This is a genomic window from Sphingomonas sp. Leaf230 (assembly GCF_001421745.1).
GTDB lineage: Bacteria > Pseudomonadota > Alphaproteobacteria > Sphingomonadales > Sphingomonadaceae > Sphingomonas.
Map to the genome: position 1 here is coordinate 240,749 of NZ_LMKW01000008.1, position 12,245 is coordinate 252,993.

13 protein-coding genes are annotated in these 12,245 nt (G+C 64.5%); 5 read left to right on the plus strand and 8 right to left on the minus strand.

The window, feature by feature from the left end:
• Positions 1–86 precede the first annotated feature (86 nt).
• On the plus strand, positions 87–1,061 hold the full coding sequence (locus ASE82_RS06820; protein WP_056060604.1) for a cell wall hydrolase: 975 nt from the start codon (positions 87–89) through the stop codon (positions 1,059–1,061).
• A 147-nt stretch (positions 1,062–1,208) separates the two neighbouring features.
• Here ASE82_RS06820 and ASE82_RS06825 read toward each other — a convergent pair whose 3' ends face one another.
• The 6 genes from ASE82_RS06825 to ASE82_RS06855 all read right to left on the minus strand — a co-directional run bounded on the left by ASE82_RS06825 (position 1,209) and on the right by ASE82_RS06855 (position 5,400).
• Positions 1,209–1,439, minus strand: coding sequence for a hypothetical protein (locus ASE82_RS06825; RefSeq protein WP_056060610.1), 231 nt, complete (start codon positions 1,437–1,439; stop codon positions 1,209–1,211).
• A gap of 105 nt (positions 1,440–1,544) precedes the next feature.
• Positions 1,545–1,757, minus strand: coding sequence for a cold-shock protein (locus tag ASE82_RS06830; protein WP_031394996.1), 213 nt, complete (start codon positions 1,755–1,757; stop codon positions 1,545–1,547).
• Between the two features lie 278 nt (positions 1,758–2,035).
• Complete coding sequence (locus tag ASE82_RS06835) at positions 2,036–2,449, minus strand: glycine zipper 2TM domain-containing protein (protein WP_156362209.1); 414 nt, start codon at positions 2,447–2,449, stop codon at positions 2,036–2,038.
• 77 nt (positions 2,450–2,526) lie between these two features.
• Complete coding sequence (locus tag ASE82_RS06840) at positions 2,527–2,973, minus strand: DUF3597 domain-containing protein (RefSeq protein ID WP_056060613.1); 447 nt, start codon at positions 2,971–2,973, stop codon at positions 2,527–2,529.
• Positions 2,970–4,295: a hypothetical protein gene (locus ASE82_RS06845; protein WP_056060616.1), complete on the minus strand. Its 1,326-nt coding sequence runs from the start codon at positions 4,293–4,295 to the stop codon at positions 2,970–2,972. The genes ASE82_RS06840 and ASE82_RS06845 overlap by 4 nt, the downstream gene beginning before the upstream one ends.
• Positions 4,296–5,079: 784 nt before the next feature.
• Positions 5,080–5,400, minus strand: a complete 321-nt coding sequence (locus ASE82_RS06855; RefSeq protein ID WP_056060623.1) for a hypothetical protein — start codon at positions 5,398–5,400, stop codon at positions 5,080–5,082.
• Between the two features lie 149 nt (positions 5,401–5,549).
• On the opposite strand from ASE82_RS06855, the gene ASE82_RS06860 reads away from it, so the two are divergent.
• Positions 5,550–6,161: a BRCT domain-containing protein gene (locus ASE82_RS06860; protein ID WP_056060626.1), complete on the plus strand. Its 612-nt coding sequence runs from the start codon at positions 5,550–5,552 to the stop codon at positions 6,159–6,161.
• 30 nt (positions 6,162–6,191) lie between these two features.
• Positions 6,192–6,860 (plus strand): hypothetical protein, encoded by a 669-nt coding sequence (locus ASE82_RS06865; protein WP_056060631.1) that lies wholly within the window; start codon positions 6,192–6,194, stop codon positions 6,858–6,860.
• Between the two features lie 209 nt (positions 6,861–7,069).
• Here ASE82_RS06865 and ASE82_RS06875 read toward each other — a convergent pair whose 3' ends face one another.
• Both ASE82_RS06875 and uvrA read right to left on the minus strand, forming a co-directional pair.
• Positions 7,070–7,558, minus strand: a complete 489-nt coding sequence (locus ASE82_RS06875) for a hypothetical protein (protein WP_335337803.1) — start codon at positions 7,556–7,558, stop codon at positions 7,070–7,072.
• Positions 7,555–10,470 (minus strand): excinuclease ABC subunit UvrA, encoded by a 2,916-nt coding sequence (gene uvrA, locus ASE82_RS06880; protein WP_056060637.1) that lies wholly within the window; start codon positions 10,468–10,470, stop codon positions 7,555–7,557. The genes ASE82_RS06875 and uvrA overlap by 4 nt, the downstream gene beginning before the upstream one ends.
• Before the next feature lie 215 nt (positions 10,471–10,685).
• Here uvrA and ASE82_RS06885 point away from each other — a divergent pair, with 215 nt between their 5' ends.
• Positions 10,686–11,507 (plus strand): energy transducer TonB, encoded by an 822-nt coding sequence (locus tag ASE82_RS06885; RefSeq protein ID WP_056060640.1) that lies wholly within the window; start codon positions 10,686–10,688, stop codon positions 11,505–11,507.
• A 103-nt stretch (positions 11,508–11,610) separates the two neighbouring features.
• On the plus strand, positions 11,611–12,183 hold the full coding sequence (locus ASE82_RS06890; protein ID WP_056060642.1) for a hypothetical protein: 573 nt from the start codon (positions 11,611–11,613) through the stop codon (positions 12,181–12,183).
• The last annotated feature ends 62 nt before the right edge of the window (positions 12,184–12,245 follow it).

The window sequence follows — 12,245 nt, forward strand, 5'->3', positions numbered from 1 at the left end:
ATCGGTCCGGCCAGATCGGCTATGCCCGGCTCGACAGGCAAGTACGAGGAAAGCGATTGCGCGTTAGGTTGCAGACGGTTCGGTTGATGAAACGCATCTGGGCGACGATGGTCGTCACGTTGTTGATCATAGGTGCCGGAATCTCTGCCCACGCCGCACTCCGGGCGATATCGGCCCGGAACGCGGCGAACGACCGCGCCAGCGTCGCCTCTCCGGTACAGGTCACGGCCCCCGCCGCTACGCTGGCCGAGCAGGAGATCGCCGCTCCTGCGGCTGGTGTTACGGGGACCATCGACCTCCCGGATTTGCCAATCCCGGCCGGTGCGACGCTCGACGCGGGCATCGTCCCCGCACGGCCTTTCTCGATGGCAGGCGCATCGGCGCTGGACCGCGACCGCGCGCTGCAATGCCTCACCGCGGCGATCTATTACGAAGCGGCGTCGGAACCCGATGTGGGCCAGCAGGCGGTCGCGCAAGTCGTCCTCAATCGTGCGCGGCATCCTGCCTTCCCGGGAACGGTGTGCGGCGTGGTTTACCAAGGCTCCGAACACGCAGGGTGCCAGTTTAGCTTCGCGTGCGACGGCGCGATGACTCGGGTGCCGGCGCGCGGGGCGTGGGTCCGCGCAGCGCGCGCGGCAGGTATGGCGCTGGCCGGCTATGTCTACGCACCGATTGGGTTGGCGACGCACTATCATACCTATGCTGTGACGCCTGCGTGGAACCGGAGCATGGTGATGACCGATGTCGTCGGTGCGCATTTCTTTCATCGGTGGAAGGGGTATTGGGGTACTTCGGCCGCGTTTAGCCAGCGTTACGCCGGTGGTGAACCGGTGCCTGGGCCACATATGTCAGTGCAACCGATTGCGCCGCCCACACCGCAGATGATCGCAGCTGCCACGGCTGGAGCTGTCTCCGTCCCAGTGCCGGCTACGGTGGTAGCGACTGTTGCGCAGGCCAAGCCTGCTACTCAGACACCCGCAATACCGGCTGCTTCCGACATGCTACCGCCAGAGTCGCAGATCCTCGACCGGTGGAAGGATTCGGGTAAGCCACTGAAGTAAGTTGCGGCAACCTTCCACGGTGCTGCGTAAGCGGCCTCGGAGTTGACGTTCCTCAGAAGTTGTTTCGCACAAAGACACAAAGAAAAACCCGGGTGCATCGCTGCATCCGGGTTCTACTAAAAACAAATCGAACCTTGGAGATCCAGCCTATTCGGCGGGGACCATCGACGGGGTGCCGATCATCATGCGTTCGCCGCCGGGAGGGGCGGCTTCGCGGGCGGCGCGGAGGATCTGGGTGCGTTCGGCGCGCGATGCCATGTCGTCCCAGGCCTTTTCGGCGCGGCGGCAGCGATCGCGGACGTTGTCGAGGAGGGCGGCATCGCCGTTGCGACGCTCTTCATCAGCGCGGGCCCGGTAAAATTCTGGATTATCGGCCATGCTGGTGCGCTCCTGCGGAAAATTTCAAAGGGGTGATGCGGCGACCATGATGGCCGCCGCATCGCAACCGAGATCAGGTTGGCGGACCGTAATCCGCCAGCGAGATCAATCGGCTGGCTGGAGGTTCACGGCCGACTGCTTGCCACGCTTGTCGGGCTCGAGCTCGTAGGTGACGCGCTGGTTCTGGTTCAGCGTCGGCATGCCGGCGCGCTCAACCGCGGTGATGTGCACGAATGCATCGTTGCCGCCGCCATCCGGCGCGATGAAGCCATAGCCCTTGTCGGCGTTGAAAAACTTGACGGTTCCGGTGATAGCCATGAAGTGGCTCCTTCTTAGTAGAGAGTAACCCGACGTTCGGGCGACCCGTGCCGCGGAGCAGGGAAAGAAGGAGAAAGGTGCCGCAAAGCGCCAAGAACCGTCGATATGCGACTGTAGCTGAGCGCTATATGGGCCAAGACCGCCGGAATTGCAAATCTTGCCGGTAAAATGGGTCAAGAACTGCGTCGATTTACGCAAATAATATTTTCGCGCGAGCCGCCATCGACGACGATGATTTAAAACGACCGGCGCCGATATTTCGACGCCGGTCGAGGGATTTAACGGCAGCGCGTGTCGTTGCTGGAGCGATCCACCGCACGCCCGGCGAGTGCGCCGCCGGCCGCACCGAGTACGGTACCGAGCAAGCCCGAACCGCCGGGGGCGATGACGTTGCCGAGCACGCCGCCCGCGACTCCGCCGACGATCAGGCCGGTGGTGCCGTCGTTGCGGCGGCAATAATACCGACCGTCATTGCCGCGATAGACGCGGTCGTTGCGCGACAGGCGGCGCTCACGATACCGTGCATCGTCGCGGTAATAGCGACCTGCGTCGTAGCCGCCGTAGGCGGGATCGACCCGGTTATAGTCGTAGGAACGATAGCGCGGGTCGACGCCGTAGCGGCTGCCCCCGTCGCCAACGCAACCGGCGACCATGGTGGAGGCGGCCAACAGGCCCAGCATCGCAACGCGCATTTCGTGTCCTTTCAGTGGGTTGATACTGAAGGCGTAATGATCGGCGCCGGCATTTGGTTGCCCGCGCCTATCTTACATCAATCCTTGAGGTTGGCGGGCACGGTGCCGCCGTTCTTTGCCAGCTCGCGCATCACCGCCTTGATCAGCCACATGTTCATCTCGGCGCTGCCGTCCTTGGCGCCCGTGTAGCCGAGCTCGGTGGCGAGCTCCTTGCGGTTGTCGAGGCTCGAATCGAGATCCAGCAGCTTCATCAGGTCGACGATCGACGTGCGCCAGTTGAGATCGGAGCCCTTCTTCGAGGCGATGCCCGAGAGGACGGCCTCGACATCGACCGCCTGGGCTGGCGCGGCAGGCGCGGCCTGCGGAGTCGGGGCGGCGGGCGTCGGTGCAGGCTGGGCGGCCGTGGTCTGCGGTGCGGGCGCGGGTGCCGGTGCGGGCGCAGCCTTGGGCGTGCCGAAATGGCCGCTGCCGAGCGGGCCGTGCTCACCGAAGATGGCGGACTTGATCTTGCTGAAGATGCTCATGGGGGTACTCCGTTGACTATGCGTATGGCGGGAGAACGCCCGGTGGCGGATTTGGGTGCAGCGTCCGCGGGCGTCGGCGCCAGATTGGGTGCGGTGTGCAATTGGCCGGGCGACTGGCCGGGCGGCTGGCCGTGCGACTGGCCGGGACCGGCGCCGGACGAAGCGGCGTTACCGGGTTCGGGATCAGGCTTTCTCGGGCGATCCGGGTCGAAATTGCGGGCCAGCGCAGCGACGCGCGCGATATCGGTCGCGGCGACCGCGTCGACCGCGTCATCCTCGATGAGCCCGCAGCTCACCGCATAGCCGATGAACCAGCTGTCGCGGTCGGCGCCCTCGACGACGACGCGCTCGGCGGTCTCTAGGTCGTACGGCGCATCGAGGATGATCGCCTCCTCCCGGGAACATTCGCGGCTGTAACCGTCGTCGCCGAAAGTGCCGCCATTGCCTTCGTCGAAGTCGCTCAGCGGCGGGAAGCGGGTGCGCCAGGCACTGGTGAACTCGTCCCACCAGACCGGACATTCGCCGTCGGGTCCGCCCGGTTCAACGTCCGGAAGTGCAGAAAGTGCAGACGCTGGCGCCGGTTTCGGAGGCGCAGGTTTGGCGACAGGTTCGGGTGCGAGACTGAGCAGGCCGGCGGCCTCGGCGCGCGCCCATTGCTCGGCGGTCCAGCCTGCGCGGGCGGCGGGATCGAGATCGGCAACGTCGATCTCCGACGCGAGGCCGGCGTTGCTGCGGAGCCAGCGGTCCGCGCGGGCCAGCGCCACGATCGGCGCCATCCCCTCCCCTGCGTCGGACGATCGGACACGCTCGCCGAGGAACAGGCCGGCGCGGGCAGGCCCGGCGTCGCGCTCGACCAGGTCGAGGAACGCGTCGAACTCGGTCGCGATCAGGCGTGCGGCGGCGTTGGTGGTCTCGCTTTCCTCGGCATGGCGATCGAGCCGGGCGAGCAGCGACATGGCGAGGCGGTTGTCGAAGCGGTGGCGTTCGATCACGTCGCCGTCGGGCTTCGTGAGACGCTCGATCTGGCCGACCATCGCGCGACAGAACAGCGCCTCGGCGACGATCGGCCGCGCGACGAGCTTGGCGGCGTCCCAGCCGAGCGCGAACGCCGCGCCCGCTGCGCGGCGGCGCAGGCTGTACGCGGCTCGGGGAGACAGGCCGACGCTGGCGGTCGCCTCGTCGACGGTGGCACCCTCGGCGATGCGTTCGAGGAAGCCGCGCTGGCGCTCGGGGGACCAGCCGTCGATGCGTGGGCGATTTTGCCGCGTGAAGGAGTCGATGGGCGGCGCGTCGACGCCTTGGTCCTGGAGAGCGGCGGTCACTTGCGCATGGTCCGGGCGAGCGCGGTCCAGCGGTCGCGGTTGGCGGCGATCTCGGGGGATACGGGCAGGCGGTTGCCGATCCGGCCGGCGTCGACATGCGCTTGCTAGGCCATGACGTGGCGGACCGCGTCTGGGAGATGGTCGGGGATTGGGGGCTCGTAGCGCGGCCTGGGGGCGGGGACCGCGCGCGTTGCGATGTAGCACGGGGGCGGGTCGGCCGGGGTAGGTGCGTTTGCCATGGTCGATCCTCGTTGCAAGAGGACCGATCAGGTATGCCGGATCGGGGTGTGTAGGACAGCGGTTTCGGGGGGGCTCGTCATAACGCCCCCTCGTCATCCTGACGAAAGTCAGGACCCAGGGTTACGGGGCATGGTGCTTTTGGCTCTGGGTCCTGACTTTCGTCAGGATGACGGAGTGGGGGATGAGGGCGTGGCGTGGGTGATGAAACCAGTGCTCATCGATCTCGAACACGCGTCAGAGCGCGATACGACGCCCTCCTTGTTCTCCCGCGAAGGCGGGAGCCCAGTCTGGATCCCCGCCTTCGCGGGGAAACAGGCTTACTGGCTCGACGTATCCAACGATCCAACCAGCGGTGACGAAGCACGGATGGTGGTATCAGGATAAGCCTCGAAGGGCCGGGCCATTGCGATCCTCCCCCGCCAGGGGGAGGTGGCACCGCAGGTGACGGAGGGGGAGGACACGCAACGAAGGTAATCGCCCCCTCCCCCTCCGTCTGGCAAGCGCCAGCCACCTCCCCCTAGCGGGGGAGGATCAGGAAGGCGTCTCAGCCGAGCGTCAAACCGCGATCCGCGGCGAACGACGGGGCCGGGCCGGTGGCGGGGCGGAGCGACTCGCGCTCGGCCTTGGTGGGGACCGCGGTGGGATCGGGGCGGAAGGCGTCCGGCGCGCGATCGGTCGCACCCGGGCGCGGCTTGTCGAGCGCGAGATCGGGCGCGGCATGCTCGGCGGGGTTGGCCTTCGACCGCAGGAACACCGCCAGCAACGCACCCCCGAGCCCGATCGCCGCAGCCCCGATCGACAGCGCGTTGATGCCGAACGTCTTCGACTGGGCTGGCTTGTGCGGGCGGTGGTCGAGTTTGGTCATAACAATCATCCAATGCAGTTGATTTGGGCAATTAAACGAACTGGCCTGCTGCCATGTTCCAGCTTTGAGGAGATCGCTACAATTCGGACAGCGACCCCCTTGCTTTGCATCATCCACTTGAGCCAGCATGAATTTAGTCGGAGACGAAGATGACTAATGAGACTTTTTTGGCACTAGTGAATAATGATCGCATTTCATCGCGACAGATCGACGAATTGATCGGCATCACGCGTGGCATCGCCGCTGATGGCACGCTCAATCAAAGCGAAGTTGAATTTTTGCAAAAGTGGCTGGCTGCCAGCGTGGGCATCAGTGGTCAGCCAGTTATCCGAACACTGTACGATCGCGTGAACGCGGTGTTGGCAGACGGCATAGCCGACGAGGAGGAATGCCGTGACCTGCTGGCAACTCTAAATGCATTTTCGAGCCGTAACTTTGAGCTGGGCGAGGTACTCAAGGCAACTACGTTGCCGCTATGTGACCCCGCGCCGAATCTAACCTTCGGTGGCCGCAGTTATTGCTTCACCGGCACGTTTAATTTCGGACAGCGCAAAGCCTGCGAAGCCGCCGTAAGCGAGCGCGGGGGCCGGTGCGGCAGCTTGACGCAGAAGACCGACGTACTGGTCATCGGTTTGTACGCGACTGAATCCTGGAAGCATTCTTCGTTCGGCAACAAAATCCTCAAAGCAGCCGATATGCGAGCCGAAGGCGTACCGATCACGATCGTGTCGGAACAGCATTGGGTCGGGCACCTGCAATGATTCTCCCAGCAAATCCGCCAAGGGAACCGCATGTCGATTGACACCATCGCCCTCAGGAAAGCGCTACATCTGTTCTTTTTGAAGGATTCGATCCGTTCTACCAAACTAAAGCGTGAGGCGAAGGACGAACTTGCAAGGCGATCCGGGCAGAAGTCACTAGCCCGGCATTTTCACTACCCGTTCTGGGCGGATGCAAAAAGTCATGCGGCAGGAAAGAGCGATCTCACCGAGTCGACCGACCGGCAAATCGAGCGAGATTGGCATCGGAAAAACCTGTACCCTAAACTGCGTGACGGATTTCTACACTGGTGGAACCAAACACGGCGCTGGATCAATGAGGATATTGAGGAGTCCCCGAATTCGATCAGCGGGACGTGCGGTTTTGCAGACATCGAAGGAATAGTCCGGGTCGACAATCTCATGTCGTTAAAAGTCGGAACCGACAAGACGCGGCTGATCTATCCCTATTTTTCCGACAGACCTACCTTGTCCGAGGAAGCTGCGCGGATAGGCCTGTGGGCTATGAGTAGAGCACTGCCAAATCACGGCATCGATGACATGCGAATTCTCGATGTCATTCGAGGAGAAACCTTTTCTGTCGATCGGCATCCTCTACAAGGAGACGAGGAAGCGATTTTCCGTCACCGCTATTCAAGCGTCCTACGAGAATGGCGCCTGTTGCTCAGCGAATTCGGCTGACAGTTACCAAGAGCCACCAACATTCTCAATCGCAGCGAGCAACGCGATCTTGCTGTCCGTACGGCGTAGACCGGAATTGCGCGGCATCGCGATATCACCGAGCATCTCGCGCCGACGTGCCACGCTCTGCCCAAAACTGGCGAGCGACATGCCTCGAGGGCTATTGGAGGTCTGCAACGCCATATTTGGTATCGGTTTCCTCGCGAATCCTACGAGCTACTATCTTCGCCTTGATAAAGGCTGAATAACACTTGTGCCTGTCCCAGCATGTCAGGGGCTGACCCAGAAGCATATTGCCCCATCCGATCGGCAATCAAGTCCTCAACCGAAATCACGGCGAACTGATCGCCTGCTGAGGTATCGATAAGCTTTACGCGATCCCGTTCCGCCCTGCCATCCATCAGAGCCGAGCCAACGACCTCGAAGCCAAGCTTCAACTCGGGATGTATCCAGCCGCGCGTCAGCTTACCGGGACCAGATGGCTTGACGAAACCATTAGCCTGTAATGCCTGCTCAAGAACATCCTGCCGAGCGGTGACAAGATCAAAATCGCCCGTCGCGATGTCGCTGGCCGAGTAGAGTTCCACTGCTGCGCCACCCACTAGGACAGGTCGCAAGAACCCTCTCCGCTCCACAACCTCGCTGACGATAGCGAAAAGCTCTAGAGCGGCGATGAATTCCGGGCGATAAGGACTCACCCCGCCGAAGCCTTTTGCACCTTTTCGGGCACCCGCTTCTCCAGCAACGGAGCCAGATACTTCCCCGTGAAGCTGCCCTTGGCCTTCGCGACCTTCTCCGGTGTGCCCTCGGCCACGATCTCGCCGCCCTTGACGCCGCCTTCGGGACCTAAGTCGAGGACCCAGTCGGCGGTCTTGATGACGTCGAGATTGTGTTCGATCACGACGACCGTGTTGCCTTGCTCGACCAGTGCGTGGAGGACTTCCAATAATTTCCGCACGTCCTCGAAGTGGAGCCCGGTGGTGGGTTCGTCGAGGATGTAGAGCGTGTTGCCGGTGGCGCGGCGCGAGAGTTCCTTGGCGAGCTTGACGCGTTGCGCTTCGCCGCCCGAGAGCGTCGTCGCCTGCTGGCCGACCTTGACGTAGCCGAGGCCGACCTCGACCAGCATCGCCATCTTGTCGCGGATCGGGGGGACCGCCTTGAAGAACTCGGCGGCGTCCTCGACCGTCATGTCGAGCACGTCGGCGATCGAATGGCCCTTGAACTTCACCTCGAGCGTCTCGCGATTGTAGCGCGCGCCGTGGCAGACGTCGCAGGTGACGTAGACGTCGGGGAGGAAGTGCATCTCGATCTTGAGCACGCCGTCGCCCTGGCACGCCTCGCAGCGGCCGCCCTTGACGTTGAAGCTGAAGCGGCCGGGCTTGTAGCCGCGCGCCTGCGATTCCGGCAGGCCGGCGAACCAGTCGCGGATCTGCGTGAAGCTGCCGGTGTAGGTGGCGGGGTTGCTGCGCGGGGTGCGGCCGATCGGCGACTGGTCGATGTCGATGACCTTGTCGAGATACTGGAGGCCGGTGATCTTGTCGTGCTTGCCCTGGACGATGCGCGCGCCGTTCAGCTCGCGGGCGGCGGCGGCGTAGAGCGTGTCGATCGTGAAGCTCGACTTGCCCGAGCCGGAGACGCCGGTGATGCAGGTGAAGGTGCCGAGCGGCAGGCTGGCGGTGACGCCGCGCAGGTTGTTCGCGACCGCGTTGTGGACGGTGAGCTTCTTGCCGTTGCCCTTGCGCCGTGTGGCCGGGACGGGGACTTCGCGCGTGCCGTTGAGGTAGTCGGCGGTGATGCTGCCCTTGGACTTGAGGATCTGTTTCAGCGTGCCCTGCGCGACGACCTGGCCGCCGCGGACGCCCGCGCCCGGGCCCATGTCGATGATGTAGTCGGCGGTGCGGATCGCATCCTCGTCATGCTCGACGACGAGCACGGTGTTGCCGAGATCGCGCAGACGGCGGAGCGTCTTGAGGAGCATGTCGTTGTCGCGCTGGTGCAGGCCGATCGAGGGCTCGTCGAGGACGTAGAGCACGCCCGACAGGCCGCTGCCGATCTGCGACGCGAGGCGGATGCGCTGGCTTTCGCCGCCGCTGAGCGTGCCGGAAGTGCGGTCGAGGTTGAGGTAATCGAGGCCGACGTTGTTGAGGAAGCCCAGCCGCTCGACGATCTCCTTGAGGATGCGTTCGGCGATCGCGTTCTGCTGGTCGCCGAGGTGCTGCGGCATGTCGGTGAAGAACTGGAGCGCGTCGACCACCGAGAGATGCGTGGCGTAGGAGATGTCCTTCATCGCGATCTTGACCGCGAGCGCTTCCGGTTTCAGGCGCGCGCCGCCGCAGACTTCGCAGGGGGCGGCGGACTGGTACTTGCTCAGCTCCTCGCGCATCCAGGCGGAGTCGGTCTGGAGCATGCGGCGGTTGAGGTTGCCGATGACGCCCTCGAACGGCTTGCTGACGTCGTATTTCTTCTTGCCGTCGATGAAGGTGAGCGTGACGGGCTTGCCCTTCGAGCCGTGCAGGATGGTACTCTGGACCTCCGGCGGGAGGTCGGACCAGGGGGTCTCGATGTCGAACTTGAACTCGCGCGCGAGGCTGCCGAGGACCTGCATGTAATAGGGCGACGGCGGGTTGGATTTCGCCCAGGGGACGACCGCGCCCTTCTTGATGCTGAGCATGTGGTTGGGGACGACGAGGTCTTCGTCGAACAGCAGCTTCTCGCCGAGGCCGTCGCAGGCCGGGCATGCGCCCTGGGGGGCGTTGAACGAGAACAGGCGTGGCTCGATCTCGGAAATGGTAAAGCCGCTGACCGGGCAGGCGAACTTTTCGCTGAACACGATGCGGCCGTCGGGGGCGTTGTTGCCGAGGATCTCGGACTTGGGGGTGTGCGGTTCTACCGGGTCGGCGGGGTCGACATAGGCTAGGCCGTCGGCGAGTTTCAGCGCGGTTTCGAAGCTTTCCGCGAGGCGCGTGGCGATCTCGCCGCCGACGACGAGGCGGTCGACGACGACTTCGATGTCGTGCTTGTACTTCTTGTCGAGCGCGGGGGCTTCGTCGATGTCGTGGATCGTGCCGTCGATGCGGACGCGCGCGAAGCCGGCCTTCTGCCACTCGGCGAGTTCCTTGCGGTACTCGCCCTTGCGGCCGCGGACGACGGGGGCGAGCAGGTACAGGCGCGTGCCCTCGGGGAGCGCCATGACGCGGTCGACCATCTGACTGACGGTCTGCGCGGCAATGGGCTCGCCGGTGGCGGGGGAATACGGGATGCCGACGCGCGCCCAGAGCAGGCGCATGTAATCGTATATCTCGGTGACGGTGGCGACGGTCGAGCGCGGGTTGCGCGACGTCGTCTTCTGCTCGATCGAGATCGCGGGCGAGAGGCCCTCGATGTGGTCGACGTCGGGCTTCTGCATCAGTTCGAGGAACTGGCGGGCATAGGCGGAGAGGCTCTCGACGTAGCGGCGCTGGCCCTCGGCGTAGATCGTGTCGAACGCCAGGCTCGACTTGCCCGAGCCCGAGAGGCCGGTGATCACCGTGAGCGTGTCGCGGGGGATGTCGATGTCGACGTCCTTGAGGTTGTGCTCGCGCGCGCCGCGTACGGAAATCTTTGTCAGCATGAGGCTGGTTCTACTTCTGTTCTGATCGGGAGACTAGTGGGAGAGATAGGAATGCATGAGGCCGGGTGCCAGTTCATCCGGGACGATCGATTGCGCAGCCGATTGCGCGACGAGCGATCGAGCCGTCGACGCGGCTTGCCACCGGGCGGCGTATTTTGGAGAACCGGCGAACGGGACGGGGTGCAAGGGGATGATGCGATGACGAGTATGTCCGGATGCCGTTGATGCTGGGGCTGGCCGCCGCCGCTGCGCTGGCCGAGCCGACCGCGGCCGTGCCGGTAACGCCGGTGAGCAAGTGGAACGTCGATTATGGCGCGACCGCCTGCATGCTCGGCCGCACCTATGCCACCGGCAAGGCGGAGACGATTCTCGCGCTGCGTCGGCTGCCGCTGGCGTCCACGCTCGAGCTGATGGTCTACACCAATGATCGTAGCGTAACGATGCGGCTGGGGCAGGCGAAGATCGGCATCGTCGGCGGGGGATCGGATGACAGCCGGTACGAGAGTTATCCAACCCAGGCTTCGGGCAAGCGGATGACGCGCATGCAGGTCGATGCCACGCTGTTCGAAACGCTGCCCGCCGATGCCGTCCTGCGCATCACCCCGGACAAGATGTCGGGCTGGGCGTTCGCGATGCCGAATGCCAAGGCGGCGTTCGAGGCCCTGGCCAAATGCAATGATTCGACGGCCAAGCAGTGGGGGATCGACCCGACCGAGCGCGCGAAGATCGCCCAGCCTGCCAAGGCGACGACGCGGCCCGAATACTGGATCGGGCCCGACGATTACCCGAGGACGATCGTCGGCAAGGGTGCGCAAGGGACGTCGACGGTCCTGTGGACGATCGGCCTCGATGGGCGGGTTGCCGATTGCCGGCCCGTGGTGACGAGCGGTGAGGTCGAACTCGACAAGGCGGCCTGCAGCGCGATCATGCGGCATGCACGCTATACGCCCGCGCTTGGCTTCGACGGCAAGCCGATGGTCAGCCACGCGACGCAAAAGGTGACGTGGCGATTGCCGGGCGCGTGGTCCGGCAGCTGAGCGACCGTCACGGCTGGACGGGGCGAAGGCGCCGGGGTTGCACTCCGGTATCGGTGTATTATCTTGTTCGTACACACAGACGCGGAATGGCACAGAGGACGACATGGGCAAGAAGAAGGACGAGCGGAAGCGGCGCGAGCGCGAGGCCGAGATGGCGGCGGCTCAGGGGCACTCGGGTGCTGGGCATGAGGACCATGAGGGCCATGCGCATGACGCGCACAGGCATGAGGGCCGGAAGCACGAGGGTCGCAAGCATGAAGGCGGCGCGCCGTTCGCGGGGATCGCTGCTACCATCGCGCGGCAGATGGGAACGCCGGTCGGGCGGCAGATGATCGCCGCGGGGCTGATGGCCGCGGCGACGGCGATCTCGAAGCATGACGCGAAGTCGAGCGCCCGGCCGACGCCGCCGACGCCCCCTGCCCCGCCTTCCCCTGCCTCGTCCTCGGCACAGGCTGAGCCTGCAGCGTCGAAGGTCGAGCCGGACGTGGCGACGGAGTCCACCAAGCCGCAGGGCAATGGTCCGTTTGCCGGGGAGACGCGGGAGCCGCCACGGAGCGAGACGAACGCGCTGCCGCCGGAGTTCGCGAAGGTGCTGGACTCGGTTACGGTGGGGTTGGAGCGATTGTTCGTCGGGTTCGGCAAGCCGACCGCGAAGAAGGACCCGCCTGCCGCTTGAGTGTGCAGGGCCGCGACGCCGCGCTAGGCGTTGCGGCCCTTTAGGGGCAATCCAATACGCGC

Excerpts from the sequence above, each read along its gene's own strand:
- ASE82_RS06820 (WP_056060604.1), top strand. The coding sequence starts at position 87 with ATGAAACGCATCTGGGCGACGATGGTCGTCACGTTGTTGATCATAGGT.
- ASE82_RS06825 (WP_056060610.1), bottom strand. The coding sequence starts at position 1,439 with ATGGCCGATAATCCAGAATTTTACCGGGCCCGCGCTGATGAAGAGCGT.
- ASE82_RS06830 (WP_031394996.1), bottom strand. The coding sequence starts at position 1,757 with ATGGCTATCACCGGAACCGTCAAGTTTTTCAACGCCGACAAGGGCTAT.
- ASE82_RS06835 (WP_156362209.1), bottom strand. The coding sequence starts at position 2,449 with ATGCGCGTTGCGATGCTGGGCCTGTTGGCCGCCTCCACCATGGTCGCC.
- ASE82_RS06840 (WP_056060613.1), bottom strand. The coding sequence starts at position 2,973 with ATGAGCATCTTCAGCAAGATCAAGTCCGCCATCTTCGGTGAGCACGGC.
- ASE82_RS06855 (WP_056060623.1), bottom strand. The coding sequence starts at position 5,400 with ATGACCAAACTCGACCACCGCCCGCACAAGCCAGCCCAGTCGAAGACG.
- ASE82_RS06860 (WP_056060626.1), top strand. The coding sequence starts at position 5,550 with ATGACTAATGAGACTTTTTTGGCACTAGTGAATAATGATCGCATTTCA.
- ASE82_RS06865 (WP_056060631.1), top strand. The coding sequence starts at position 6,192 with ATGTCGATTGACACCATCGCCCTCAGGAAAGCGCTACATCTGTTCTTT.
- uvrA (WP_056060637.1), bottom strand. The coding sequence starts at position 10,470 with ATGCTGACAAAGATTTCCGTACGCGGCGCGCGCGAGCACAACCTCAAG.
- ASE82_RS06885 (WP_056060640.1), top strand. The coding sequence starts at position 10,686 with ATGCCGTTGATGCTGGGGCTGGCCGCCGCCGCTGCGCTGGCCGAGCCG.
- ASE82_RS06890 (WP_056060642.1), top strand. The coding sequence starts at position 11,611 with ATGGGCAAGAAGAAGGACGAGCGGAAGCGGCGCGAGCGCGAGGCCGAG.